At 70.4% G+C, this 25,268-nt stretch carries 20 protein-coding genes; 10 read left to right on the top strand and 10 right to left on the bottom strand.

The window, feature by feature from the left end:
• Positions 1 to 324 precede the first annotated feature (324 nt).
• Positions 325 to 1,635: a tRNA (N6-isopentenyl adenosine(37)-C2)-methylthiotransferase MiaB gene (gene miaB / locus AACG61_RS13620; protein WP_411837643.1), complete on the bottom strand. Its 1,311-nt coding sequence runs from the start codon at positions 1,633 to 1,635 to the stop codon at positions 325 to 327.
• Between the two features lie 64 nt (positions 1,636 to 1,699).
• Here miaB and AACG61_RS13615 point away from each other — a divergent pair, with 64 nt between their 5' ends.
• Positions 1,700 to 2,020, top strand: coding sequence for a TfoX/Sxy family DNA transformation protein (locus tag AACG61_RS13615; RefSeq protein WP_411837642.1), 321 nt, complete (start codon positions 1,700 to 1,702; stop codon positions 2,018 to 2,020).
• 1 nt (position 2,021) lies between these two features.
• On the opposite strand, the gene AACG61_RS13610 is transcribed toward AACG61_RS13615, so the two are convergent.
• Complete coding sequence (locus tag AACG61_RS13610; RefSeq protein WP_411837641.1) at positions 2,022 to 3,317, bottom strand: alpha/beta hydrolase family protein; 1,296 nt, start codon at positions 3,315 to 3,317, stop codon at positions 2,022 to 2,024.
• A gap of 123 nt (positions 3,318 to 3,440) precedes the next feature.
• Here AACG61_RS13610 and AACG61_RS13605 point away from each other — a divergent pair, with 123 nt between their 5' ends.
• Positions 3,441 to 4,802, top strand: coding sequence for an aminotransferase (locus tag AACG61_RS13605; protein ID WP_411837640.1), 1,362 nt, complete (start codon positions 3,441 to 3,443; stop codon positions 4,800 to 4,802).
• A gap of 24 nt (positions 4,803 to 4,826) precedes the next feature.
• Positions 4,827 to 5,051: a DUF2798 domain-containing protein gene (locus AACG61_RS13600; RefSeq protein WP_411837639.1), complete on the top strand. Its 225-nt coding sequence runs from the start codon at positions 4,827 to 4,829 to the stop codon at positions 5,049 to 5,051.
• Between the two features lie 81 nt (positions 5,052 to 5,132).
• Here AACG61_RS13600 and AACG61_RS13595 read toward each other — a convergent pair whose 3' ends face one another.
• Positions 5,133 to 7,292: a ComEC/Rec2 family competence protein gene (locus AACG61_RS13595; RefSeq protein WP_411837638.1), complete on the bottom strand. Its 2,160-nt coding sequence runs from the start codon at positions 7,290 to 7,292 to the stop codon at positions 5,133 to 5,135.
• 105 nt (positions 7,293 to 7,397) lie between these two features.
• Here AACG61_RS13595 and gltX point away from each other — a divergent pair, with 105 nt between their 5' ends.
• From gltX to AACG61_RS13580, 3 genes are all read left to right on the top strand, one after another.
• Positions 7,398 to 8,786 carry a glutamate--tRNA ligase gene (gene gltX, locus AACG61_RS13590; RefSeq protein WP_411837637.1) on the top strand — a complete coding sequence of 463 codons (1,389 nt, stop codon included), beginning with the start codon at positions 7,398 to 7,400 and terminating at the stop codon, positions 8,784 to 8,786.
• A gap of 77 nt (positions 8,787 to 8,863) precedes the next feature.
• Complete coding sequence (locus AACG61_RS13585) at positions 8,864 to 10,153, top strand: citrate synthase (RefSeq protein ID WP_411837636.1); 1,290 nt, start codon at positions 8,864 to 8,866, stop codon at positions 10,151 to 10,153.
• 88 nt (positions 10,154 to 10,241) lie between these two features.
• Complete coding sequence (locus tag AACG61_RS13580; protein WP_411837635.1) at positions 10,242 to 10,907, top strand: SDR family NAD(P)-dependent oxidoreductase; 666 nt, start codon at positions 10,242 to 10,244, stop codon at positions 10,905 to 10,907.
• Between the two features lie 55 nt (positions 10,908 to 10,962).
• Here AACG61_RS13580 and AACG61_RS13575 read toward each other — a convergent pair whose 3' ends face one another.
• The 5 genes from AACG61_RS13575 to AACG61_RS13555 all read right to left on the bottom strand — a co-directional run bounded on the left by AACG61_RS13575 (position 10,963) and on the right by AACG61_RS13555 (position 16,658).
• Entirely contained in the window at positions 10,963 to 12,768 is a 1,806-nt protein-coding gene (locus tag AACG61_RS13575) for an aminopeptidase P family protein (protein ID WP_411837634.1), read from the bottom strand.
• The gene (locus AACG61_RS13570) at positions 12,765 to 13,457 is read right to left on the bottom strand and encodes a metal-dependent hydrolase (protein ID WP_411837633.1); all 693 of its coding nucleotides are present in this window, start codon (positions 13,455 to 13,457) and stop codon (positions 12,765 to 12,767) included. The genes AACG61_RS13575 and AACG61_RS13570 overlap by 4 nt, the downstream gene beginning before the upstream one ends.
• Before the next feature lie 71 nt (positions 13,458 to 13,528).
• On the bottom strand, positions 13,529 to 15,280 hold the full coding sequence (gene recJ, locus AACG61_RS13565; protein WP_411837632.1) for a single-stranded-DNA-specific exonuclease RecJ: 1,752 nt from the start codon (positions 15,278 to 15,280) through the stop codon (positions 13,529 to 13,531).
• Between the two features lie 78 nt (positions 15,281 to 15,358).
• Entirely contained in the window at positions 15,359 to 16,324 is a 966-nt protein-coding gene (gene glpX, locus AACG61_RS13560) for a class II fructose-bisphosphatase (protein ID WP_411837631.1), read from the bottom strand.
• A 73-nt stretch (positions 16,325 to 16,397) separates the two neighbouring features.
• The gene (locus AACG61_RS13555) at positions 16,398 to 16,658 is read right to left on the bottom strand and encodes a BolA family protein (protein ID WP_411839527.1); all 261 of its coding nucleotides are present in this window, start codon (positions 16,656 to 16,658) and stop codon (positions 16,398 to 16,400) included.
• 82 nt (positions 16,659 to 16,740) lie between these two features.
• Here AACG61_RS13555 and AACG61_RS13550 point away from each other — a divergent pair, with 82 nt between their 5' ends.
• Positions 16,741 to 17,370 carry a DnaJ domain-containing protein gene (locus tag AACG61_RS13550; RefSeq protein ID WP_411837630.1) on the top strand — a complete coding sequence of 210 codons (630 nt, stop codon included), beginning with the start codon at positions 16,741 to 16,743 and terminating at the stop codon, positions 17,368 to 17,370.
• Between the two features lie 68 nt (positions 17,371 to 17,438).
• Here the strand turns inward: AACG61_RS13550 and lnt are convergent, their stop codons facing one another.
• Positions 17,439 to 18,905, bottom strand: coding sequence for an apolipoprotein N-acyltransferase (lnt, locus tag AACG61_RS13545; RefSeq protein ID WP_411837629.1), 1,467 nt, complete (start codon positions 18,903 to 18,905; stop codon positions 17,439 to 17,441).
• Positions 18,906 to 18,931: 26 nt separating this feature from the next.
• Complete coding sequence (locus AACG61_RS13540) at positions 18,932 to 21,061, bottom strand: DEAD/DEAH box helicase (RefSeq protein WP_411837628.1); 2,130 nt, start codon at positions 21,059 to 21,061, stop codon at positions 18,932 to 18,934.
• 261 nt (positions 21,062 to 21,322) lie between these two features.
• Here AACG61_RS13540 and argS point away from each other — a divergent pair, with 261 nt between their 5' ends.
• The 3 genes from argS to nagZ all read left to right on the top strand — a co-directional run bounded on the left by argS (position 21,323) and on the right by nagZ (position 25,246).
• Complete coding sequence (gene argS / locus AACG61_RS13535; RefSeq protein ID WP_411839526.1) at positions 21,323 to 23,065, top strand: arginine--tRNA ligase; 1,743 nt, start codon at positions 21,323 to 21,325, stop codon at positions 23,063 to 23,065.
• Positions 23,066 to 23,137: 72 nt separating this feature from the next.
• Positions 23,138 to 24,262 (top strand): SPOR domain-containing protein, encoded by a 1,125-nt coding sequence (locus AACG61_RS13530; RefSeq protein WP_411837627.1) that lies wholly within the window; start codon positions 23,138 to 23,140, stop codon positions 24,260 to 24,262.
• 6 nt (positions 24,263 to 24,268) lie between these two features.
• Complete coding sequence (gene nagZ / locus AACG61_RS13525; RefSeq protein WP_411837626.1) at positions 24,269 to 25,246, top strand: beta-N-acetylhexosaminidase; 978 nt, start codon at positions 24,269 to 24,271, stop codon at positions 25,244 to 25,246.
• Positions 25,247 to 25,268: the final 22 nt, after the last annotated feature.

Raw genomic sequence — 25,268 nt, 5'->3', positions numbered from 1 at the left:
CGCGCGATTTGATCCGGATCAAGGACGCCGCGGCGGCGGCGGCCTAGACAGGCATCACGGGACGACGAATCGACCCGATCGGACGCGCGGCCGGAAAGGTACCGCGGCCAGAGATCGCCGGCGGGGACGACACCCGACCGGCCACGGCCTCCGCTGCGCAGAACGTGCGGCGGACGGTCCGGCCCCCCGCCCTGTTCGCGCATCCAGCGGGGGGTCGGCCAGCGCTTCGCGGCATCCCCGCGACCACCGCTTCCGCGCAGGCTCCGCCGCGTGGGGGACAGGCCCCCGGCTGATTGTGCGATCCTGCCGGGGGCCCTTATTCCGTCAGACCAGCACGCCCTCCAGCGAGTTGCGCTGGCTGGACAGGATGCGCACGGCGCGCAGATCGCCCACCTGCACATCGGGGGCGGCGACGAAGACCGGGTGCAGATAGTCGGACTTGCCCACCATCTGGCCCGCCTCGCGGCCGGGCTTCTCGAACAGGACCTGGACGGTGCGGCCCACCATCGACCGCTGGACGGCCTGCTGCTGCTGCGTCAGCAGGGCCTGCAGCTCCTGCAGGCGCGCGTCGGCCACGGCGCCCTCGACCTCGGGGCGGTCGAAGGCGGGCGTGCCGGGGCGGGGCGAGTACTTGAAGCTGAAGGCCGTGCCGAAGCCCACCTCGCGGACCAGCCGCAGCGTGTCCTGATGGTCCTGGTCCGTCTCTCCGGGGAAGCCCACGATGAAGTCGCTGGTCAGCAGGATGTCGGGGCGCGCCGCGCGGATGCGGTCGATCAGGCGCAGGTACTGCTCGGCCGTGTGCTTGCGGTTCATCGCCTTCAGAATGCGGTCGCTGCCCGACTGCACCGGCAGGTGCAGATAGGGCATCAGCTGCGGGATGTCGCGATGCGCCTCGATCAGGTCGTCGGCCATGTCGTTGGGGTGGCTGGTCGTGTAGCGGATGCGGTCCAGGCCGGGAATGTCGGCCAGCGCGCGGATCAGCGCACCGAAGCCGCCCTCTCCGCCGTGCCAGCCGTTGACGTTCTGGCCCAGCAGGGTGATCTCGCGCACACCGCGTTCGACCAGGTCGCGGGCCTCGGACAGGATGCGTTCGACGGGGCGGCTGACCTCGGCGCCGCGGGTATAGGGCACAACGCAGAAGGCGCAGAACTTGTCGCAGCCCTCCTGCACGGTCAGGAAGGCCGCGGGCGCGCGCCGCGTCGCGCGGGGGGCGGGCAGGTGGTCGAACTTGTCTTCCTCGGGGAAATCGGTGTCGATGGCGGGCGCCTCGCCGCGCACCATGGCGGGCAGGCGGTGATAGGTCTGCGGCCCGACGACCAGATCGACCAGCGGCATCCGGCGGATGATCTCAGCCCCCTCGGCCTGGGCCACGCAGCCCGCGACGCCGATCTTCAGGTCGGGGCGCGCGGCCTTCAGGGGCTTCAGCCGGCCCAGGTCGCTGTACAGCTTCTCGGCCGCCTTCTCGCGGATGTGGCAGGTGTTCAGCAGGACCATGTCGGCGTCCGACTGATCCTCGGTCAGGACATAGCCCTCGGCGCCCATCGCCTCGGCCATGCGCTGGCTGTCATAGACGTTCATCTGGCACCCGTAGGTCTTGATGAACAGTTTCTTCGCGGCCGGGTTATGGGCGGTCATGTCATGCCTGTTCCTGAAGGTCGCGCAGCGATACAGGAAATGCAGGCTTTTGGAAAGGCACGGGATGGAAAGTGACCTGACCCAGATCCGCAACATCGGCCCCGCCACCGCGCGGGCGCTGATCGCGGCGGGCGTGCCGGATGCGGCGGCGCTCAGGGCGATGGGGGCGGATGCGGCCTATGCGGCGCTGATCGCATCGGGAGAGAGGCCGCATTTCATCGGCTATTACGTGCTGCACATGGCGCTGCAGGGGCGGCCGTGGAACGACTGCAAGGGCGCCGAGAAGGCCGCCCTGCGCGCGCGCTTCGACGCGCTGGTGGGCGATCGCCGCCCGCTGACCGCGCTGGAGGCGGCGCTCGACCAGATCGGCCTGCGCCGCCCGTGACTTATTGGCCCGCGGGTTTCGTCTCGAACATCAGGCCCTTGGCGCTGCGCTCGGGAAAGCCCGCCCAATAGTTGTGGGCCGCGTCGGGCGTGCCGGCGTCATCGACCGACCAGACTCCGTCCTCGGCATCGGGCACCAGGTCCAGGAAGGCGCCGCGATCCTCGCCCTTCAGGTGCTGGTCCAGGAACGCCGTGGTGAAATGCTGCAGGATGTTGTTCATCCGCACGCTGTCCCAGACCGGATCGGCGTAATGGTCGAAGGGTGCGCGGCCCAGGGTCTCGGAAAAGGCCCAGGCCTCGGCCGGGGCGGGGATCGGGGCGGCGGCGTTGTGGTTGGCGTGATCGAAGGTCAGCAGGTGCCGCGTCGTCGCGGTCGTCTGGTCGAAGACCTGCCGGATCGCGTCATAGATGGACACGTCGTCGTCGCTGCCCGAGACCAGCAGCAGCGGCTTGGCCAGATCGTTTAGCCCGTCGGCGTCCCAGAACTCGTGCTGGCGGCCCCAGGGGGCGATGGCCACGACCGCCTTGATGCGCGGATCGACCAGGGCCGCGTGATCCTCGCTTCCGGCGGCGAGGCGGTCCAGAAGACCCGCGGGCGGCACGAAGCCCGCAGGCTCGGTCCGCTCCAGCGCGGTGGGCGACAGGCCCGCGCCGCCGAAGATCAGCGCGCCGTAGCCGCCCATCGAATAGCCCACGACCGCCGCGCGCTCCGCATCGGTGATCGCGCCCAGATCGCCCTCCAGCCCAGCCATGCTGTCCAGCAGGAAGCGCTGGTCCACCGCCCGGTTCACCAGGGTCGAGGCGAAGGCCTGCTGGTCGTCATAGGTGCTTTCGGGATGGTCGGCCGCGACCACGACATAGCCCTTGGAGGCCAGGTTCTCGGCCAAGTGGCTCATCAGATAGCGGTTGCCGGGATAGCCGTGCGACAGGATGACCAGCGGGAAGGACCCCTCGGCCGGGGCCGCGTCGCGGGCGGCACTGCCGGTCAGGACGGTGGGCGTCACCCCGTCGCGCAGGATGGTGTCATAGGTGGTGCCTGCTTCGGTGCCGTCGGCGGCGGGATACCAGATCTCGGTCTGAAGGACGCGCTCGGCGGTGGGGGTGCCGCCCTGTTCGATGGCGGCGATCACGTCGATGCGGTCGGGGTCGGTGAAGCTCTGGGCGCGCACGCCGACCGGATGCGGTCCCCGCGCCGCCAGTTCGGGCGCGTCGGGACGGATCAGGTCGATGCGGTTCTCGGACAGGGCGGGGGCGGCGCAGGCCAGGGTAGCGGCCGCGGCCAGCATCAGATGTCTCATGGGGGCTCCTCCGTCGGTTCGGGCGAACTCTGCCCCGGTTGCACGATCTGCACAAGCGTCCCCCATTGAACGCGGCCCGGTGCCCGGCTAGCCTGTTCCCAACATCCGGCAAGGAGACCGCCCATGACCACCCCGCAAAGCTGGGAAGCACGCGCCGACGAATATTCGCTCTATGGCTTCACCGACCTGCCAAGCGTGCACAAGCGCGGCGCGGTGGTGCTGACCCATGGCGAGGGGCCCTATGTGGTGGACGTGAACGGCAACCGCTATCTGGATGCCAATTCGGGCCTATGGAACATGGTCGCGGGGTTCGACCACAAGGGCCTGGCCCAGGCCGCCAAGGATCAGTACGACCGCTTTCCGGGCTATCACGCGTTCTTCGGGCGGATGTCCGACCAGACGGTGATGCTGTCCGAGAAGCTGATCGAGGTGTCGCCCTTCGCGCGCGGCAAGGTGTTCTACACCAATTCGGGTTCCGAGGCGAACGACACCATGGTCAAGATGCTGTGGTTCATGCATGCCTCCGAAGGCAACCCGAAAAAGCGCAAGATTCTGACGCGCTGGAACGCTTATCACGGGGTGACGGCGGTCTCGGCCAGCATGACCGGCAAGCCCTATAACGAGGTGTTCGGCCTGCCGCTGCCGGGCTTCATCCACCTGACCTGTCCGCATTACTGGCGCTATGGCGAGGCCGGCGAGACCGAGGCGGAGTTCACCGCCCGGCTGGCGCGCGAGCTGGACGAGACGATCCAGCGCGAGGGCGCGGACACCATCGCGGGCTTCTTTGCGGAACCCGTGCAGGGCGCGGGCGGGGTCATTCCGCCGTCCGAGGGGTATTTCCAGGCGATCCTGCCGGTGCTGAAAAAGCACGGCATCCCGATGATCGCGGACGAGGTGATCACCGGGTTCGGACGCACGGGCAACACCTGGGGGTCGGTGACCTATGATTTCGTCCCCGACGCGATCATCAGCTCCAAGAACCTGACGGCGGGGCTGTTCCCGATGGGCGCGGTGATCCTGGGGCCGGAACTGACCGACCGCCTGCAGGCCGCCATCGACAAGATCGAGGAGTTCCCACACGGCTTCACCGCGTCGGGCCACCCGGTCGGCTGCGCGATCGCGTTGAAGGCCATCGACGTGGTGATGAACGAGGGGCTGGCGCAGAACGTCATCGACCTGGCCCCGCGCTTCGAGGACGGGCTGCGGCAGCTGGCGCAGAATCCGAACATCGGCGAATATCGCGGCGTGGGCTTCATGTGGGCGCTGGAGGCGGTGCGCGACAAGGCGACCAAGACGCCCTTCGAGGGGCATCTGTCGGTCAGCGAGCGGATTGCCAACACCTGCACCGACATGGGCCTGATCTGCCGCCCGCTGGGGCAGTCGATCGTGCTGTGCCCGCCCTTCATCCTGACGCCCGCGCAGATGGACGAGATGTTCGAGAAGCTGGACAAGGCCCTGGGCAAGGTCTTCGCCGAGGTCGCCTGACGTGGTGACGTCCGGGTCCGCGCCGTGATCCCCGCCCGGTTTGCGCCCGTCCTGTTCGGGCTGATCCTGTCGGGGCTGATGTCGTCGCTGGTCTCGGGGATCGCGACGCTGCGGGCGGTGGGGTTGGTCCAGGGGATCGGCGGGCTGTGGCTGGGCAACTGGCTGTCCAGCTGGGCAGTGGCCTTTCCGGCGGTGCTGATCGTGGCGCCGGCGACGCGGCGTCTGGTGGCGCGCCTGACGCGGGCCTGACGACGACCCCGGACGGCGTCGTCCCGTGGGTCGGGCCGGCACGCGGGGTCGTAAAAACCTGTCCGATGTCGCCCGGTGCCGTCAGCGTTCGAGGGTCAGGGGCATGGGCGCGGTGCCCGTGACGACGGGTCCCGACGCTGTCATGCGGATCGCGACGGCGCCCGTATCCCTCAGGCGGCGCGGGTCGAGGAGCAGGCAGGGCACGGGGCCGTCGAGCGTCGCGGGTTCGCTTGCGATGACGATGCGGCGGGGGCGGCAGGCCTCGGCCGCGCGATTGCCCGAGCCCTTGCCGGTCAGGTGCCAGACCTGCCAGCTTTGGGGCAGATCGGCCCGGCGGTCGCGTCTGTCGCCGGACCAGGCGGGGCGGGCGGCTGCCTGTTCCTGATCGGCCAGGTCCCCATCCTCCTGCAGCCAGGTCGAGACGCCGAAGGACCCGCCCGTCGGCCGTGAGATGGCCCGGCCCGCGGGGGTCATCAGCCCCACGGCCTCGGCCTCGGGCGCGACCAGCAGCAGGGGCCGCGTGGCGGTCAGCCACAAGAGCGCCGCCGCCGTCAGCATCGCCAGCGACGCCGCCAGCCCCGCGCCGCGCAGCGTCCCGCGCTGACCGCGCGGGCGCCAGCACAGGATCGCCAGCGTCGCGCCGAAGCCCATCAGCGGCACGACCGCCGACGGCGGCTTGGCGATGCCCGTGACCGCGCCGCCAAGGCCCGCGACGAAGCGCGCGACCCAGAGCATCCATTCCGTGCCGATGCCCATGACCCAGAGGGCCGGCGCCTCGAGGCCGAGCGGGGCGAGGATCGCCGCGATCACGCCTGCGGGCATCACCAGCGTGCCCATGACCGGGACCGCCAGCAGGTTCGCCAGAAGGCCGTACTGCGCCATGCGGTTGAAATGCGCTGCGGCGATGGGCGAAGTCGCCAGCGCGGCGATCAGCGAGGACAGGATCAGCATCGCGACCGCGCGCGCCCACCATGGCACATGCGGCTGCAGCCGCGCCCAGGGGCCGTAGACCAGGATCAGCGCCCCGGTGGCCGCGAAGCTCATCTGGAAGCCCGCGCTGACCAGGGCCTCGGGCGAATAGATCAGCACGATGGTCGCGGCCAGCGCCACGGTGCGCAGCGAGATCGCGCGCCGGTCCGCGATGATCGCGCCCAGCATGACCGCGACCATGATGAACGAGCGTTCGGTCGCCACGCCGCCGCCCGACAGCCACAGATAGGCCGCCGCCGCCGCCAGCGCGATGCCCGCGGCCCATTTGTGCATGGGCCGCGCGAGGCCGATCCCCGCGGCCTGCAGCGCGACCAGCGCCATGCGCGCCCCGCCATAGACGAAGGCCGCCAGCATTCCCATGTGCAGCCCCGAGATCGAGATGATGTGGTAGAGGTTCGAGGCGCGCATCACCTCGTTCGTCTCCTCCGAGATGCCGGAGCGGTCGCCGGTCATCAGCGCCGAGGCCACCGCCCCGGCCTGTCCGCCGATCCGCTCCTGCAGGGCCGCGCTGATCGCCATGCGTGCCCGGTGCGCCCACCATAGGCCTCCCTCGGGCGGGGCCACGGCCATGATGGGGGTGCGGGAATAGCCGACCGCGCCCAGCCCGTCGAACCACGCGAACATGCGGAAATCGAAGCCGCCCGGCGATGCGGGGGCGGGGGGCGGGCCCAGATGGCCGGTCAGCATCACCCGCTGGCCCAGGGGGGGCAGGGCGTCCTCGCCCATCAGGGACAGCCGCACCCGCGCCGGGGTGCGGCCCGGCGCGGTGTCGCGCAGCACGACCCGGTCCAGCGTCAGCCGCATCCGGTCGCGCCCTGAACGGTCGATATGGATCACCCGCCCCTCGACCGGGCCGTAATAGCGCCACTCCATCACCGGGGCCGCGACCTGATGGGCGCGGAACGCGATCAGCCCGGTGCCGCAGGCGGTCAGGCACAGCGCGATGGCGCCCAGATGCAGCATGTCGGCGCGTTCCCAGCCAAGCCGCCCCCGTGCCGCCCATCGCGGGGCCGAGAGAGCCAGCCACAGGCTGATGGCGACGACCGCCGCAAGCGCGATCCAGAAGGCCGGGCCGGGCAGCGCGGGGGCCAGATACCACAGCCCGATCCCGGCCGAGAGGCAGGTCGGCACCCAGGGGAACAGCCCTGCCCGGACCGCCGCCGGGGTGCGGGCGCGGGCGGCATGGGCAGGGTTCGCGGGACGGGCCGCAAGGGTCGGGGGCGCTGCGGCGGCGCCCGTCTGGGGCAACATCCTTGTCCTTTCGCGACCCGGTGACTATCACTTGGCCGCAAGATGGCACGGGGATGCTTACCAAAGCGTTAACGCCGTGCCGCCACGAACCTGCCAAAGGCCGCCATGACCCAGATCGTCACCCGCTTCGCCCCCTCTCCCACCGGCTATCTGCATGTGGGCGGCGCCCGGACGGCGCTGTTCAACTGGCTGTTCGCGCGGGGGCGGGGCGGCAAGTTCCTGCTGAGGATCGAGGATACCGACCGCGCCCGCTCCACCCCCGAGGCGACCGAGGCGATCCTGAAGGGCCTGACCTGGCTGGGCCTGGACTGGGACGGCGAACCCGTCAGCCAGTTCGAACGCAAGGACCGCCATGCCGAGGTCGCCCGCCAGATGCTGGACCAGGGCACGGCCTACAAGTGCTTCTCCACCACCGAAGAGATTGCGGCCTGGCGCGAGGCGAACCCGCGCCAGCCCTTCCTCAGCCCGTGGCGCGATGCGACCGATCTGCCCGACGCGCCCTATGCGATCCGACTGAAGGCACCGCGCGACGGCGAGACGGTGATCGACGATCAGGTGCAGGGCGCGGTGCGCGTGGCCAACGACCAGCTGGACGACATGGTGCTGCTGCGCAGCGACGGCACGCCCACCTACATGCTGGCCGTGGTGGTGGACGATCACGACATGGGCGTGACCCATGTGATCCGGGGCGACGACCACCTGACGAACACCGCCCGCCAGATCCAGATCATCGACGCGATGGGCTGGCCGCGCCCGACCTATGCCCACATCCCGCTGATCCACGCAGAGGACGGCAAGAAGCTGTCCAAGCGCCATGGCGCGGTGGGCCTGCACGAATTCGCGGCGCTTGGCTATCCGCCGGCGGCGATGCGCAACTATCTGGCGCGGCTTGGCTGGAGCCATGGCGACGACGAGCTGTTCGACGACGCGCAGGCCCGCGCGTGGTTCGGGCTGGAGAGGATCGGGCGCGCCCCCGCACGGCTGGACTTCAAGAAGCTGGAGCATGTCAGCGGCCACCATATCGGCCGGATGGCCGACGATCAGGTCCTGGCCGCGCTGGAGGATTACCTGTCGGAGACGGGCGCGCCGGCGCTGACCGCGACGCAGCGTCAGCGCATCCTGGGCGCGATGGGCGCCCTGAAGGACAAGGCGAAAACCCTGCCGGCGCTGCTGGATCAGGCCCGTTTCGCCATGGTCGAACGCCCTGTTCCCGTGGAGGAAAAGGCGGCCAAGGCGCTGGATACGGTATCCCGTGGTATGCTGAAATCATTGACTGCCGCAGTGCAGAATGATAGCTGGAGCCGAGACGATCTGGAGGCGGCGGCCAAGGCGGTCGCCGAGGAGAACGGCGTCGGACTGGGCAAGATCGCGGGGCCCCTGCGCGCCGCCCTGGCCGGGACCACCGCCACCCCCAGTGTGTTCGACATGATGACTGCGCTTGGCCGCGAGGAAACTCTGGCCCGGCTTCAGGACCAGACCGATTTGGCAGGCTGAAGCCTGCCCTCACATGCCCATGGCTGCCTGCCGGATCTGCGACGGGCGGCCGGGCTTAGCCGGAAGGACGCCTTCGCATGGCCGACAAGACCGCTAAACTGCATCTGAACGGGCAGGACTACGACCTGCCGATCCTGTCGCCCACCAAGGGGCCGGATGTGCTGGACATCCGCAAGCTGTACGGGCAGGCGGATGTCTTCACCTACGACCCCGGCTTCACCTCCACCGCCAGCTGCGATTCGACCATCACCTTCATCGACGGCGACAAGGGCGAACTGTGGTATCGCGGCTATCCGATCGAGCAGCTTGCCGCCAAGTCCTGCTATCTGGAGGTCTGCTATCTGCTGCTCTACGGCGAGCTGCCGACCGAGGCGCAGATGGACGATTTCCGCGCCCGCGTCACGCGCCACACGATGGTGCACGAGCAGATGCACAACTTCTTCCGCGGCTTCCGTCGCGACGCGCATCCGATGGCGACCATGGTCGGCGTCGTGGGCGCCATGTCCGCCTTCTATCACGATTCGACCGACGTGAACGACGAATGGCAGCGCGAGGTCGCGGCGATCCGCCTGATCGCCAAGCTGCCGACCATCGCGGCGATGGCCTACAAGTATTCGATCGGCCAGCCCTTCGTCTATCCGCAGAACGACCTGGATTACGCGTCGAACTTCCTGCACATGTGCTTCTCGGTCCCGGCCGAGAAATACGAGGTGAACCCGGCCCTGGCGCGCGCCATGGACCGCATCTTCACCCTGCATGCGGATCATGAGCAGAACGCGTCGACCTCGACCGTGCGTCTGGCGGGATCGTCGGGGGCCAACCCCTTCGCCTGCATCGCGGCGGGCATCGCCTGCCTGTGGGGGCCCGCCCATGGCGGCGCCAACCAGGCCTGCCTGGAGATGCTGCGCGAGATCGGCACCGTCGACCGGATTCCCGAATACATCGCCAAGGCGAAGGACAAGTCCGATCCGTTCAAGCTGATGGGCTTCGGCCACCGGGTCTACAAGAACTTCGACCCGCGCGCGACGGTCATGAAGGAATCGGCCGACGAGGTGCTGGATCTGCTGGGCGTGAAGGACAACCCGGTTCTGCAGGTCGCCAAGGAGCTGGAGAAGATCGCGCTGGAGGACGAGTACTTCATCGAGAAGAAGCTGTACCCCAACGTCGATTTCTACTCGGGCATCATCCTGGAGGCGATGGGCTTCCCGACCTCAATGTTCACGCCGATCTTCGCGCTGTCGCGCACGGTCGGCTGGATCGCGCAGTGGAAAGAGATGATCGGCGATCCGCAGAACAAGATCGGCCGTCCGCGTCAGCTCTATGTCGGCAGCGACCGCCGCGACTATGTGGACCTGAAGGCGCGCTGAGCGTCCTGCCAGGTCAGGCATCGGGGTCCCTTCGGGGGCCCCTTTTTCGTGGTTGCGCGGGGGGACGCGCGGTGGCAAGGGACCGGACATGAGCGAGATCGAACAGACAGGCGCGGCCCGGCTGGCGCTGGTGACGGGGGCCTCTCGGGGGCTTGGGGCGGCGCTGGCCGAGGGGCTGGCGGCGCAGGGCTATCACGTGCTGGCGGTGGCGCGCACCGTGGGCGCGCTGGAGGAGCTGGACGACCGCATCCGTGCGGTGGGCGGTCAGGCGACGCTGGCGCCGATGGACGTGACCGAGCCGCAGGCGATGCAGCAGATGGTGCAGGCTATCACCGGCCGGTGGGGGGGCCTGGACCTCTGGGCGCATTGCGCGATCCATGCAGCACCTATGGCGCCCGCGCCCCATATCGAGGGGCGGGACTGGGCGAAATCGGTGCTGACCAACATCGAGGTGACGCGCGGACTGATCGCCCTGCTGGAGCCGCTGCTGCGCCAGCGCCGGGGGACGGCGCTGTTCTTTGACGATGCGCGGGGCGGGCAGAAGTTCTTCGGCGCCTATGGCGCGACCAAGGCCGCGCAGATCGCGCTGGCCCGCAGCTGGCAGACCGAGACGGTGCAAACCGGCCCGCGGGTGGTGATCGACGCGCCCGCGCCCATGCCCACGGCGGTGCGCGCGCGGTTCTATCCGGGCGAGGACCGGGCCGCCCTGACCCCCTGCAAGACCGAGGCGGCGCGCATTCTGGCATCGTTGTAAGGGTTGCGTCCCGCGGCAGGGCGGGGGGCTGCCCGCCCCCCGCACCCCCCGGGCGTCACGCCCGGCCGAGAGGGGCCGTGGCTGCCGCAAGCCAGTCGCGGTCGGCGGCGTCGAGATGGGGCGACAGCGCGTCCCACACCGTCGCGTGATAGGCGTCGAACCACGCGATCTCATCGGATGACAGCGCGTCGCGGTCGATCAGCCGGCTGTCGATGGGGCAGAGCGTCAGCGTGTCGAAGCCCAGCATCCGGCGGCCCGGTTCGGCATCGGCCTCGGTCACCACGATCAGGTTCTCGATCCGGATGCCGAAACTGCCTTCGCGGTAATATCCCGGCTCGTTCGACAGGATCATCCCGGTCTCCAGCGCCATGTCGCTGACGCGGCTGATGCGCACCGGCCCCTCATGCACGCAGAGCGCCGCGCCCACCCCGTGGCCCGTCCCGTGGTCGAAGTCCAACCCCAGCGCCCAGAGGAACTGCCGCGCCAGCGCATCCAGATGCCCCCCCGCGACGCCCTGCGGAAAGCGCGCCCGCGACAGGGCGATCATGCCGCGCAGCACCGCGGTGAACGGCGCCACCGCGTCGGGACGCGCAGGCCCAAGTGCCACGGTCCGGGTGATGTCGGTCGTGCCATCCGCATATTGGCCGCCCGAATCGATCAGCAGCAGATCGCCGGGCGCCAGCCTGCGGTTCGTCGCGTGGGTCACGCGGTAATGGACGACGGCGCCGTTCGGACCGGCCCCCATGATCGTGTCGAAGCTGATGTCCAGCGCGCCCTGGTCGCGGCGCAGGTCCTCCAGGTGGCGGACCACGTCGATCTCGGTCAGGGTGGCGGGGTCCTGCCGGTCCAGCCAGGAGAGCAGCCGCACCATGGCCAGACCGTCGCGCGCATGGGCTGCACGCATGCCCGCCAGTTCGGCCGCGTTCTTGCGGGCCTTGGGCAGGACGGCGGGGTCGGGGCCGGAGGCGACGTCGGTTCCGGCAGCCTCCAGGATGCGGAACGCGGCCTCGGGGGCCGAGCCGGGATCGAGGCGCACCGGCCCCTCCAGATCGGTCAGCGCCGCGCCCAGGGCGTCGGGCGGCAGGACGTGGACCTCATTGCCCAGATGGGCGCGCAGGGTATCGTCGAACTTCGCCGCGTCGGCGAACAGCGCCAGCTGGCCGCTGTCCGACAGGACGGCAAAGGACTGCACGACCGGATTCTTCGGCAGGTCGCTGCCGCGGATGTTCAGGAGCCACGAGATCGAATCGGGCAGGGTCAGCAGCGCCGCCGCATGGCCCTCGGCGCGCAGGTCGGCGGCCAGGCGGGCGCGTTTCTGGGCGGCGCTCTCTCCGGCCAGATCGTCGGGATGGATGCGTGCGGGGCCCACCGGCGCGGCGGGGCGGTCGGGCCAGACGGCGTCGACAGGGTTCTGCTCCAGCGCGATCAGCGCGACGCCGCTGCCCTGCAGGGCGGCCTCCATGCCCGAAATCTCGCGGCGGGTGTGCAGCCACGGATCGAAGCCCGCGCGCCCGCCCTGGGGCAGGGCCTCGGTCAGCCAGGCCGACGGGCGCGTCTCGGGCCAGTGGACCGGGGTGAAATGGCTCAGGTCGATCTGGCTGCGCACCTGCACGCGGTAGCGGCCGTCGATGAACACCCCGGCCCGGTCGACCGTGACGATGGCAAAGCCCGCGCTGCCGGTGAAGCCCGTGAGCCAGGCCAGCCGCGCATCGGCATCGGCCACGTATTCGCCCTGATGCGCATCGGCCCGCGGGACGATGACCGCGTCCAGCCCCTGAGCCGCCATCAACGCGCGCAAGGCAGTCAGGCGCGCGGCGTGGTCGCCGCCGCCTGCCGGGTCGTCGAAGGTCTGGAAGCTCACAGCGTGATCGCCTTCATGACTTCGGGTTCGATCACGTCAACGCCGGGCAGGGCGTCGATCAGCACCTGCGCCGACTGCGCCAGCAGGGGGAAGGTCTTGTAATGGCAGGGGATCACCGTCTTGAAGTCGAAATAGCGCTTCGCGGCATAGGCGGCGCGCGCCATGTCCATGGTGAAGTGACCGCCCGCCGACAGGATGCCGATGTCGGGCTTGTGCAGATCGCCCATCCAATCCATGTCGGCCATGATGTCGGTGTCGCCCGAGACATAGATCACATGCCCCTCGCCCGCGATCATGTAACCCGATTCGTGACCGGCATAGATCGGACCGTCGGGACCGGAGAGCGAGCTGGAATGGCTGGCATTCACCATCGTGACCTTGGCTCCGCCCAGATCCACCGTGCCGCCCTTGTTGAAGCCGATGCCCTCGATCTTGTCGCTGGCCTCCCAATGGCTGATCAGGTCGAAGATGCCCACCACGGGGATCTTCAGCGCCTTGGCCAGGGCCAGCGTGTCGCCGGTATGGTCGCCATGGCCGTGGGTGATCAGGATGTGGGTCGCGCCTTGGGTCGCCTCGTCGCGCCGGTCTTCGGGAAAGGCGGGATTGCCGCTGAACCACGGGTCGATCAGGATCACGGCCTGCTCGATCTCCAGACGGAAGCCGGAATGGCCAAGCCAGGTCAGTTTCATGGGCGTCTCCTTGGGTGCTGTCGCGGCAGGTTAGCGGCCGCGCCGGATCGTGACCAGAACCCCCGGAGCGCTCAAAGGTTGCCCGTCGCGGGCGCCGCGTCGTCCAGCCGCAGGCGCAGCCGTTCGCGCCCGCCCCAGGTCGACAACTCCAGCTTGCCTGCCAGATGGAACCGCCGCCCCTTGGCGCCGATCAGGCCGGGCCCGAGCGGGCCGTCCATCGCACCCCAGGCCACGGCCTCCATCGCGGGGCTGCCAGGGCTGCGGAACTGCAGGCGCAGGTGCCGGTCGCCCATGGTCGCGGCACTGTCGATCACCTGATCGGCAAAGGCGAAGCGCGGCGCGGGGGCGGCCTGACCGAAAGGGCCTGCATCTTCCAGCATGCGAAACATCGCGGCCGTGGCGCCCGACGGCTCCAAGAGGCCCGAAATGCGCAGGTCGCCCGCCCCGGTGCGCCCGGCCAGATCGCGGGCGATCAGCTCGGCCAGACGCTCCATCGCGGCGGGGATCTTGGCCTCCTCCACGGTCAGGCCCGCGGCCATGGTGTGCCCGCCGCCCTTCAGCAGCAGTCCCTCATGGGCCAGCCGCTGGATCGCGCGGCCCAGATCGACGCCGGGCACCGACCGGGCACTGCCCTTGCCGATGCCGTGATCCACGCCGATCACCACCGATGGCAGGTCGGTCGCCTCCTTGACGCGGGCGGCGACGATGCCGACCACGCCCGGATGCCAGCCCGCGCCTGCCGCCCAGGACAGGCGCGCGTCGCCCCGCGCCTCGACCTGTGCCAGCGCTTCCAGGCGGACGGCGGCCTCGATCGCGCGGCGGTCGCCGTTCAGCGCGTCAAGCTGGCGGGCCAAGGCCTCGGCCTGCGCCGGATCGCGGCTGGCCAGGCACAGCGCGCCCAGATCTGCGCGACCCACGCGCCCGCCCGCGTTGATGCGCGGCCCCAGCAGGAAGCCCAGGTGGAACGCGCTCGGGGCGCCGTCCAGCCGGGCGATGTCGGACAGCGCGACCACCCCCGGCCGCTGCCGGCGCGCCATCACGGCAAGGCCCTGCCGGACAAAGGCCCGGTTCACGCCGACCAGCGGCGCGACATCGGCCACGGTGGCCAGCGCCACCAGATCCAGCATCGCCATCAGGTCGGGCTGCGGCAGTCCGCGTTCACGCAGCACCCGCCCCGCCTGCACCAGCGTCAGGAACACCACGCCCGCGGCACAGAGATGGCCCAGGGCGCCGTCCTCATCCATGCGGTTCGGGTTCACCACGGCCAGCGCGGGGGGCAGGGTCTCTCCGCCCAGGTGGTGGTCCAGGACGATCACGTCGCAGCCCGCGGCCGCCGCCAGCGCGTCATGCGACAGCGTCCCGCAATCGACACAGACGATCAGGTCATGAGCCGCCGCCAGCGCGGTCATGGCAGGGATGTTGGGACCGTAGCCCTCGTCGATGCGGTCGGGGATGTACAGCGTCGCCTGCCGCCCGTGCTGGCCCAGCCAGTCGATCAGCAGCGCCGCGGACGAGCCGCCGTCCACGTCGTAATCGGCGAAGATCGCGATGCGCTGCCCCGTGGCGGCCGCATCGACCAGCCGCGCCGCCGCGACCTCCATGTCGCGCAACGTCAGCGGATCGGGCAGCAGATCGCGCAGCTTGGGCGACAGGAAGCCCGCCGCTTCCTCCGGCGGCACGCCGCGTTCGGCCAGCACCCGCGCCACCGCCAGGGGCAGGGCGGCCTGCTGCGCCAACCCCTCGGCCCGGCGCTCCAGATCGGCCAAGGGCCCGACCCACCGCCGCCCGCTGAGAGAGCTGTCGATGCCCAGAAACGCCGTCATGCTTCTTCTTCACTCAAATATCCCGGGGGGAGTCCCGGAACGGGACGGGGGGCAGCGCCCCCCATGCCGCGCCTTATCTCACTTGACCGGGTTGCGATAGATCATCCGCCGCACCGATCCGGTCTTGGACCGCATCAGGATGGTCTCGGTGGTCAGGTATCCCGGTTCGCGCTTGACGCCCGCGACGATCGAGCCGTCGGTGACGCCGGTCGCGGCAAAGATCACGTCATCGGTGACCAGGTCGTCGCGGGCATAGATGCGGTCCAGGTCGATGATGCCGGCCTTCTTCGCGCGGCCGCGCTCGTCGTCGTTGCGGAACATCAGCCGGCCCCACATCTGCCCACCCATGCATTTCAGCGCCGCCGCGGCCAGGACGCCCTCGGGCGCGCCGCCCGATCCCATGTACATGTCGATGCCGGTCAGCTCGGCCTCGGCGCAGTGGATGACGCCCGCCACGTCGCCATCGGTGATCAGCCGGATCGCGGCGCCGGTCTGGCGGACCTCGGCGATCATCTCCTCGTGGCGCGGACGCTCCAGGATGCAGACGGTGATGTCGCTGGCCTCGCAGCCGCGCGCCGCGGCCAGGGCGCGCACGCGCTCGGCCGGGGTCATGTCCAGGCTGACCACGTCCTTGGGATAGCCCGGCCCCACGGCCAGCTTGTCCATGTAGACGTCGGGCGCATGCAGCAGCGTGCCGCGCGGCGCCATGGCGATCACGGTCAGCGCGTTCGGCATGTCCTTGGCGGTCAGCGTCGTGCCTTCCAGCGGGTCCAGCGCGATGTCCACCTCGGGGCCCTCGCCGGTGCCGACCTCCTCGCCGATGAACAGCATCGGCGCCTCGTCGCGCTCGCCCTCGCCGATGACGACGACGCCCTTGATGTCCAGCATGTTCAGCTGGTCGCGCATGGCGTTCACGGCTGCCTGGTCGGCCGCCTTCTCGTCGCCGCGCCCGATCAGCCGGGCCGAGGCATGGGCCGCCGCCTCGCTGACGCGGGCCAGGCCCAGGGACAGCATCCTGTCGTTGAAATCCTTCGGCGCGGTCATGTCCCTCATCCCTTCATGCTGCGGGTTGGGGGCTTTCTAGGGGCGGGGCCGGGGGGCGGCAAGCCTGACGGCGCTAACGGGCGGGGCTTTCCGACAGCTCCAGCGCAAGCGCGTGGATGCGCGGCACGATGTCGCCCAGGGTCGCATGGACCAGCCTGTGGCGCTGGATGCGCGACAGGCCGGCGAAGGCCGGGCTGGCCATGATGACGCGGAAATGGCTCTCTCCGCCCTCGCGAAAGCCGGAATGGCCGCGATGGGACTCGCTTTCGTCCAGCACCTGCAGGGCCGTCGGCTCCAGTGCCGCCAGCCGCCGTGTCATCTGATCCGCGATCATCCGCATCTCCTCTCCGTCAAGGGGTTTCATGTCCCGCCAGATAGCCTAAACTGCCCGCCTTGAGTCGCAAAGGTGCCCCAGGATGAGCAAGAACGACCCGTTCGGTTTCGACATTTCCGCCGCCAAGGACAAGAAGCGCAAGACCAAGGGGCGGCGCGGCATGTCGGGGGCGTTCGAGACCTCGACGCGCATCTGCGAACGCGAGGGCTGCGACGAGCCGGGCCAGTATCGCGCGCCCAAGAATCCGCGCAACCTCGACGACTATTTCTGGTTCTGCAAGGAGCATGTCCGCGAGTACAACGCGAACTGGAACTATTTCCAAGGCCAGTCCGAGGAGGAGTTCCAGCAGTTCATCGACAATGCGACGGTCTGGGAGCGGCCGACCAAGCCCTTCGGCCGCGCGGCCTCCGAGGACAAATGGGCACGCCACGGCGTCAGCGACCCGCTGGAGATCCTGGGCGCGAACGGCACCGCGCCGGAATCGCGCGCGCAGTCCAGCGCCCGCAAGCTGCCGCCCACCGAGCGTCGCGCGCTGGACATCCTGGAGGCCAAGGACAGCTGGACCCGCGCCGAGATCCGCAAGCAGTACAAGTCGCTGGTCAAGGACCTGCACCCGGACATGAACGGCGGCGACCGCTCGGACGAGGATCGTCTATCGGAGGTGGTCTGGGCCTGGGATCAGATCAAGGACAGCCGCTTCATCCGTGACTGAGGCGCGGGCCGGGATCGGGTCGGGGGCTGCCGCCCCCGTCGGTTTCACCGACTCCCCCGCGGATATTTTCATGAAGAAGAAGGGCGGCGTCTGAGCGCGGCGGCAAGGATCAGGGCGATCAGCGCCAGGATGGGGGCGTTGCCGTAGCGGGTCCAGAGCGTTTCGGGCAGCGCGCCGGGGAGGGGCGCGTCAATCTTGCCCGCGGTGTTCAGGGGCAGGCTGTCGCGCACTTGGCCACGCGCGTCGATCACCGCGCTGACGCCGGTATTGGCGGCGCGGACCAGGGGCAGGCCGGTCTCGATCGCGCGCAGGCGGGCCTGGTCCAAGTGTTGATAGGGGCCGGACAGCGTGCCGAACCAGGCGTCGTTCGTCGCCTGCAGCAGCCAACCGGGGCGCTGTGCCAGGCCCCGCAGATGCTGGGGAAAGATCGCCTCGTAGCAGATCAGCGGTTGATAGTCGGGCGCGCCCGGCACGGCCAGCACCGCCGGGCCCGGCCCGGAGGAATAGCCGTTGCCCTGCTGCGCCGCGAAGGCGCCGATGCCGATGCGCGCCAGCGCGTCGCCCCAGGGGATGTATTCGCCGAAGGGCACCAAGTGGAACTTGTCATAGACCGCGCCCACCGTTCCGCCCGGCAGGATCGTGGCGAGGCTGTTGTAGAAGCGGCCGTCCTCGCGCCGCTGTATGCCCATGATCAGCGGCGCGCCCGCGGCCTCGGACATGATCGGCAGGACCGGTCCAGCCTCCTCCAGCAGGAAGTTCACAGCGGTCTCGGGCCAGATGACCAGATCGCGGGGGCCGGGTTGCGCGGAGAGGTCAAGAAGGCGCTGGAAGAAGACTGTGGACCATTCCGGGTCCCATTTCAGGTGCTGCGTCGCATCGGGCTGGACGATGCGCAGCATCACCGACCGGTCCGGCGGCAGCGGCGCGTTCAGCCGCACCTGTCCGGCCAGCCATGTTCCCCCGATCAGGAGCGCCGCCAGAACGGCCCCGGCCAGCGGACGGCGCGTCGCGGCGGGCAGGGCGGCGGCGGCCAGCGTCAGCGCCCCGAGGCCGAGGGCGCCGGTGACCGACGCGATCTGCGCCACGGGCGTGTCGCTCCAGACATGGCCGATCTGCGCCCAGGGAAAGCCGGTGAAGATCCAGCCGCGCAGCCAGTCCGACAGCAGCAGCGATGCGGCGATGGCCGCCACGCGCGGCGTGCCGGGGCGGCTGAGGCGCGCCGCAAGCCCTGCGGGCAGCGCCCAGAACAGCGCCCCGCCAAGCGCCATCAGCAGCAGCGCGAAGGGCGCCATCCAGCCGTAGCGGGCCGCATCGACCAGGAAGGGTTCGGTGATCCAGAACAGGGCCAGCGCGAACCAGCCCGCGCCCGCGGCCAGAAACCGCCAGAAGGCGGCAGGAGCGCCGTCCGCCGCCGTCCGCCACAGGATCGCGGCCAAGGCCAGGACGGAGGCGGGCCAGAGGCCTAGGGGGGCAAGCCCGAGCGCCGCGACGGCGCCCAGGCCCAGGTCAGGGAGCAGCGCGCGTACCCGGCGCATCCGGTCCGGCGGCGGGGTCGCGCGCATCAGGAGTTGCTGACGATATCCTCGGCCGGTGCGTCGGTCTTCTTGCGGCGCGTGCGCTTGGGCTTCTCGGCCGGGATGTCCTCGGCCGCGGCGGCTTCGGGCTCGGCGGCCTTGCGGCGGCGTGCGGGCTTCGGCGCGGCGTCGGCGGCCTCGGGTTCGGCAGCCTTGCGACGGGTGCGCTTGGGCTTCTCCGCGGGCGCGTCCTCGGCCGTGGCGGCTTCGGGCTCGGCGGCCTTGCGGCGGCGGGCGGGCTTGGGCGCGGCTTCGGCCTCTGCGACAGGCGCGTCCTCGGTCTTGCGGCTGCGGCGGCGCTTGGGCGTCTCGGCAACCGTCTCCTCGACCGCAGGGGCGGGCGTCTCAATGGCGGCCGGCGCGGTTTCCTGAGGCGCGAGGGCCTCGATCACCGTCTCGGTCACCGGGGCCTCCTGCTGCGCGGTATCCTGCGCCGCGTCCTGCTGGGCCGTGTCGGCCTGCGCCCGACCGCGTCCGCGACCGCGCGACCGGCGGGCGGGCTTGGCGGTGTCGGGCTGCGGCTCGGCGGCGGGCTTCGGCTGCTCCGGGGTCGCGCCGTCGTCGGACGACACCGCGCTACGCAGCTCGACCAGCATGAACTGCGGGACGTGATCGCCCATGCCCATCACCGCTCCGCCGCGATTGTCGCCATCCCGTCCGCGACGACCGTCGCGGCGGTCGCCCCGCCGATCATCGCGCCGATCGTCGCGACGCTCCTCCCGGCGCGGCTGTTCGGCCCGCGGCTGCTCGGTCTTGACGGGCTCGGTCCTGACCGGCTCGGGACGCGGCTGTTCCGCCCGGGGCTGCTCGGCCCGCGGCTGTTCCGTCCGGGGCTGTTCGGCGCGGGCGGACTCGGCCTCGGGCTCGTCGCCGCCGCGACGGCGGCCGCGCGAGCGGCTGCGTTCGCGCGAGGCGGCGGGCTTGCGCTCCTCCTCGGCCTCGGGACGGGCGTCGCGGGGCGCGGCGGTCATGGCCGGAGCCTCGGCGCGCGGCAGGGCCTTCTTCAGGAGCTGCTCGATCGCGGTCAGGTACTTTTCGTCCGAGGGCGTCGCGATGCTGATCGAGGTGCCGGTGCGGCCCGCGCGGCCGGTGCGGCCGATGCGGTGGACGTAGTCCTCGGCATGGCTGGGCAGATCATAGTTGAACACATGACTGACCGCCGGGATGTCCAGGCCGCGCGCCGCCACGTCCGACGCGATCAGCAGGCGCAGCTTGCCGTCGCGGAAGGATTCCAGCGTGCGGGTCCGCTGGCTCTGGTCCAGGTCGCCATGGATGGGCGCCGCGTCATAGCCGTATTTCGCCAGCGACTTGGCGACGATGTCCACATCCGTCTTGCGGTTGCAGAAGACGATGGCGTTGGTCAGCCCCTCACCCTCGGCGTCGATCAGCGCGCGGAGCATGTCGCGCTTCTGCTTGGCGGCCATGTCGCGGCGGGTGGGGGTCAGCTCGATCAGGCGCTGCGTGATCGTCTCGCTGGCCGAGGACTGGCGCGCGACCTCGATGCGTTCGGGCGAATGCAGGAAGGTGTTGGTGATCCGCTCGATCTCGGGGGCCATGGTGGCGCTGAAGAACAGCGTCTGGCGGGTGAAGGGCGTCAACTGGAAGATGCGCTCGATATCGGGGATGAAGCCCATGTCCAGCATGCGGTCGGCCTCGTCCACGACCATGATCTGCACGCCGGTCAACAGCAGCTTGCCGCGCTCGACATGGTCCAGCAGGCGGCCCGGCGTCGCGATCAGCACGTCCACGCCGCGGTCGATCAGCTTGTCCTGCTCGCCGAAGCTGACGCCGCCGATCAGCAGCGCCTTGGTCAGGCGGGTGTGCTTGGCATAGGTGTCGAAATTCTCGGCCACCTGGGCGGCCAGTTCGCGCGTGGGGCACAGCACCAGGCTGCGCGGCATGCGCGCCCGCGCCCGGCCGCGGCCCAGCAGGGTGATCATCGGCAGGGTGAAGCTGGCGGTCTTGCCGGTCCCGGTCTGCGCGATCCCCAGGACGTCGCGACCCTCCAGGGCAGGCGGGATGGCGCCCTGCTGGATCGGGGTCGGGGTCTCGTACCCGGCCTCGGTCACGGCCTGCAGCACTTTGGGGTCCAGCTTCAGATCGGAGAATTTGGTCATTCAGGGGCTTTCCAATAAGCCGCACCCTTGGGTGGCGCGGCGCGTTCCATGCCGCGCGCGTCTGCGCAAAGGCGGCAAAGTTGGGACGCAGTCACGGACGCCCCGCCTTGATGCCTGCCGGATGCAGGCCAGCATCGCCTAGACCAAAGCCGCTGCCGCGTCAATCTTTTGCGCGCGCATGCCCGCCTGCGGGGCGGGGCTGGCTGTTGACCTTCCCCGGCCCGAGGGGATAGTCCCGAAGCGTCAACCAGGAAGCCCATGATGAACCTTTTCACCGATCTGCGCGGCGTCGTCGTCGAGGCGCTGGACCAGATGATCGCCGCAGGAGAGCTGCCCGCCGGTCTGGACACGGCCAATGTCACGGTCGAGCCGCCGCGCGACCCGGCGCATGGCGACATGGCCACCAATGCCGCGATGGTGCTGGCCAAGCCCGCCGGCATGAAGCCGCGCGACATCGCCGACCGACTGGCCGCGCGCCTGACCGATCCGCGCATCGCTGCGGCCGAGGTCGCGGGACCGGGCTTCCTGAACCTGCGCCTGTCGCCCGCCGTCTGGCAGGGCGTGATCCGCGCGGCCCTGGAGGCCGGGACGGCGTTCGGCCGGTCCGACATGGGCGCGGGGACCAAGGTGAACGTGGAATTCGTCAGCGCCAACCCCACCGGCCCGATGCATGTAGGCCATGTGCGCGGCGCGGTCTTCGGCGACGCGCTGGCGCGGCTGCTGGCCTTCAGCGGCCATGACGTGACGCGCGAATACTACATCAACGATGGCGGTGCGCAGGTCGATGTGCTGGCGCGGTCGGCCTATGAGCGCTACCGCGAGGCGAACGGGCAGGAGCCCGAGATCCGCGAGGGGCTCTATCCCGGCGACTATCTGATCCCGGTGGGCGAGGCGCTGAAGGCGAAATACGGCGACAGCCTGCTGGACCGCCCCGAGGCCGACTGGCTGGAGGAGATCCGCGACTTCGCCACGCAGGCGATGATGGAGCAGATCCGCGGCGACCTGGCGATTCTGGGCGTCGAGATGGATGTCTATTCCAGCGAGAAGGCGCTTTACGGCACTGGCCGGATCGAGGACGCCATCGCGCGGCTGGAGGCGCAGGGCCTGATCTATCGCGGCGTGCTGGAGCCGCCCAAGGGCAAGCTGCCCGAGGACTGGGAGGCACGCGAGCAGCTTCTGTTCCGCTCGACCGCGCATGGCGACGACGTGGACCGCCCGATCCAGAAGTCGGACGGGGCCTGGACCTATTTCGCGCCCGACATCGCCTATCACTGGGACAAGATCGACCGCGGCTTCGACCAGCTGATCGACGTCTTCGGCGCCGATCACGGCGGCTATGTCAAGCGGATGCAGGCGGCCGTGCGGGCGCTGTCGAACGGGCGCGTGCCGCTGGACATCAAGCTGATCCAGCTGGTCAAGCTGTTCAAGAACGGCGAGCCGTTCAAGATGTCCAAGCGCGCGGGCACCTTCGTCACCCTGCGCGACGTGGTCGAGGAGGCGGGCGCCGACGTCACCCGCTTCATCATGCTGACGCGCAAGAACGACGCGACGCTGGACTTCGACTTTGCCAAGGTGCTGGAGCAGTCCAAGGACAACCCCGTCTGGTACGTGCAATACGCGAGCGCGCGGGTGAACTCGGTCCTGCGCCGCGCGGCCGAGGCCGGGATCGCGGTGGACGATTCGACCCTGGCCGGGGCCGATCTATCGGTCCTGAGCCATCCGGCCGAGCTGGATCTGGCCCGCAAGGTCGCCGAATGGCCGCGCCTGGTCGAGCATGCCGCCCGCGCGCATGAGCCCCATCGCGTGGCCTTCTTCCTCTATGAGATCGCGTCCGACCTGCATTCGCTGTGGAATCGCGGCAATGACGATCTATCGCTGCGCTTCATCCAGGATGGCGACGCGGTCACAAGCCAGGGAAAAATTGCGCTGGTCCGGGCGGTTGGCGTTGTTATTTCATCTGGTCTGGGTATTCTTGGCGTCACTCCGGCGGAAGAAATGCGCTGACTGAACGCGCCGCCGCCGGATGTGCTGAGAGCAGGCAAAAGTGAATCCGGGGCAACCGGCGGGCAGGCGAACATGGCAGTGATGGACTTCCGCGAAGGCGGCTACGTATTCTCGCGACACAAGGTGAAGCGCGAATTTTCTTACGACCAGGGCAGCCCCGCGGGCGCGCCGCAGGCCCCGCAGGGCCGCGACGTCGTCGATGACGGCCTGCCGGCGCGGGTGGCGCGGCTGACCCATTACATGGGCGCGGTCGCGTCGGTGGCGCTGATGGTCGGGCTGATGACCTGGGGCTGGCAGCTGGTGTCGCGCGACGTCTCCGGCGTGCCGGTGATCCGCGCGGTCGAGGGCGAGGCCCGCACCACCGCCGAGGAGCCGGGCGGGCAGCTGACCAACCACACCGGTCTGGCGGTGAACTCGGTCGCGGGCGGCGCGCAGCTGGCCCCCGCCGAGGAGGTCGCCATCGCCCCCGCGCCCGTCGACCTGTCCGAGGACGACGTCGCGATGGGTCAGCTGGGCGCCACCGCGCGCGAGCCGTCGAACCCGTCCGAGACCCCCCTGACCTTCGCGGGCGAACCCATCGTGCCGCTGTCGGACAGCGAGGCCCGCGCCCTGGCCGAGGCCGAGGCCGCCGCCGCTGCCGAACGCGCGCTGGCCGACGCCGCCGTGAACCAGGCCGCGATCATCGACGCCCCCGCCACCGAAGGCCCCGTGACCGAGGTCGTGACCGACGAGAACGGCGTCCCCGCCCAGGCCGCCGCCATCGCCGAGGCGCTGGTCCAGGCCCAGGCCGAGGCCAATCCCGGCGTCGTGATGGCGTCCGCCCGCCCGGCGCCGCGTCCGCGCGTGACCCGTGTCGCCGCCGCCCCTGCGGCCGCCGCCGCATCGGCCGTCACCGAGGCCCCCGCCGCAGAACCTGCCCCCGCCCCCGCACCCGCCCCCGCCAGCAGTGCGGCGGGCCCCGTGGTGCAGGTCGGCGCCTTCGACAGCAACGACATCGCCCAGGGCGAATGGCAGCGGCTGGCCGGACGCAACGGCGGGCTCTTCTCCGGCAAGTCGCCAGTGATCCAGCAGCATCAGTCGAACGGCCGGACCTTCTGGCGCCTGCGCGTCGCGGGCTTCGGCACGCTGTCCGAGGCGCGCCAGTTCTGCTCGGCGCTGCAGTCCTCGGGGACCGACTGCCTGGCGCTCGGCGGCTGAGCGCCGATGACCTCCGCGACGATCCTGGGCGGCATCGCCGGCCCGGTCCTGACACCAGATGAGGCCGCCTTCTTCCGCGACGCGGACCCGTGGGGCTTCATCCTGTTCGCGCGCAACGCGCAGGACCCCGATCAGCTGCGCCGCCTGACGGGCGACCTGCGCGCAGCCGTGGGGCGCGACTGCGTGATCACGGTCGATCAGGAGGGCGGGCGCGTCCAGCGTCTGCGTGCACCGCACTGGTCGGAATGGCCCGCGCCGCTGGACCAGGCGGCGGCGGGCGCGCGGGCCATGTGGCTCTATTACCACCTGATCGGGCAGGAGTTGCGCGCGGTGGGCATCGATTCGGACTGCGCCCCGACGCTGGACGTGGCGCAGGACGGCACGCATCCCTTCCTGCGCAACCGCTGTTTGGGCACCGATCCCGCGACGGTCGCGGCGATGGGCCGGGCGGCGGCGGACGGGCTGCTGGCGGCGGGCGTGCTGCCGGTGGTCAAGCACATGCCGGGCCATGGCCGCGCGCAGGTGGACAGCCATCACGGCCTGCCCACGGTCGAGGCCGATCCGGCCGCGCTGGACGCGATCGACTTCGCGCCGTTCCGCGCCCTGTCGGATCTGCCCATGGGCATGACCGCGCATATCCGCTTTCCGCATCTGGACGACCGCCCGGCCACCGCATCGCCGGTGATGATCCGCCTGATCCGCGAGCGGATCGGCTTCGACGGGCTGCTGATGACCGACGACATCACCATGAACGCCCTCTCGGGCACCGAGGCAGAACGCGCCGCCGCGGCTATCGCTGCCGGCTGCGACTTGGTCCTGCACTGCAACGGCGACGTCGCGGGCATGGCGCCGGTCGTGGCGGCGGCGGGGGCGATGAGCCACGAGGCCCGCCGCCGCGCCGAGGCCGCGCTGGCCCTGCGCCGCGCGCCCGATGCGGCCGATCTGGCCGCTCTCCGGGCGGAATGGCAGTCGCTGGCGGCTTGACAGCAGACGTCGCGGGGCGGAC

It is taken from the genome of Paracoccus sp. ME4 (genome assembly GCF_046736325.1).
Classification (GTDB): Bacteria; Pseudomonadota; Alphaproteobacteria; order Rhodobacterales; family Rhodobacteraceae; genus Paracoccus.
Note: the sequence above shows the minus strand (reverse complement) of the source record. Positions and strands in the feature narration are given on the sequence as shown.

Excerpts from the sequence above, each read along its gene's own strand:
- recJ (WP_411837632.1), bottom strand. The coding sequence starts at position 15,280 with ATGACGGCGTTTCTGGGCATCGACAGCTCTCTCAGCGGGCGGCGGTGG.
- AACG61_RS13580 (WP_411837635.1), top strand. The coding sequence starts at position 10,242 with ATGAGCGAGATCGAACAGACAGGCGCGGCCCGGCTGGCGCTGGTGACG.
- gltX (WP_411837637.1), top strand. The coding sequence starts at position 7,398 with ATGACCCAGATCGTCACCCGCTTCGCCCCCTCTCCCACCGGCTATCTG.
- AACG61_RS13555 (WP_411839527.1), bottom strand. The coding sequence starts at position 16,658 with ATGATCGCGGATCAGATGACACGGCGGCTGGCGGCACTGGAGCCGACG.
- AACG61_RS13615 (WP_411837642.1), top strand. The coding sequence starts at position 1,700 with ATGGAAAGTGACCTGACCCAGATCCGCAACATCGGCCCCGCCACCGCG.
- AACG61_RS13605 (WP_411837640.1), top strand. The coding sequence starts at position 3,441 with ATGACCACCCCGCAAAGCTGGGAAGCACGCGCCGACGAATATTCGCTC.
- AACG61_RS13550 (WP_411837630.1), top strand. The coding sequence starts at position 16,741 with ATGAGCAAGAACGACCCGTTCGGTTTCGACATTTCCGCCGCCAAGGAC.
- AACG61_RS13610 (WP_411837641.1), bottom strand. The coding sequence starts at position 3,317 with ATGAGACATCTGATGCTGGCCGCGGCCGCTACCCTGGCCTGCGCCGCC.
- argS (WP_411839526.1), top strand. The coding sequence starts at position 21,323 with ATGAACCTTTTCACCGATCTGCGCGGCGTCGTCGTCGAGGCGCTGGAC.
- AACG61_RS13585 (WP_411837636.1), top strand. The coding sequence starts at position 8,864 with ATGGCCGACAAGACCGCTAAACTGCATCTGAACGGGCAGGACTACGAC.
- AACG61_RS13570 (WP_411837633.1), bottom strand. The coding sequence starts at position 13,457 with ATGAAACTGACCTGGCTTGGCCATTCCGGCTTCCGTCTGGAGATCGAG.
- miaB (WP_411837643.1), bottom strand. The coding sequence starts at position 1,635 with ATGACCGCCCATAACCCGGCCGCGAAGAAACTGTTCATCAAGACCTAC.
- lnt (WP_411837629.1), bottom strand. The coding sequence starts at position 18,905 with ATGCGCCGGGTACGCGCGCTGCTCCCTGACCTGGGCCTGGGCGCCGTC.
- AACG61_RS13540 (WP_411837628.1), bottom strand. The coding sequence starts at position 21,061 with ATGACCAAATTCTCCGATCTGAAGCTGGACCCCAAAGTGCTGCAGGCC.
- nagZ (WP_411837626.1), top strand. The coding sequence starts at position 24,269 with ATGACCTCCGCGACGATCCTGGGCGGCATCGCCGGCCCGGTCCTGACA.
- glpX (WP_411837631.1), bottom strand. The coding sequence starts at position 16,324 with ATGACCGCGCCGAAGGATTTCAACGACAGGATGCTGTCCCTGGGCCTG.
- AACG61_RS13530 (WP_411837627.1), top strand. The coding sequence starts at position 23,138 with ATGGCAGTGATGGACTTCCGCGAAGGCGGCTACGTATTCTCGCGACAC.
- AACG61_RS13595 (WP_411837638.1), bottom strand. The coding sequence starts at position 7,292 with ATGTTGCCCCAGACGGGCGCCGCCGCAGCGCCCCCGACCCTTGCGGCC.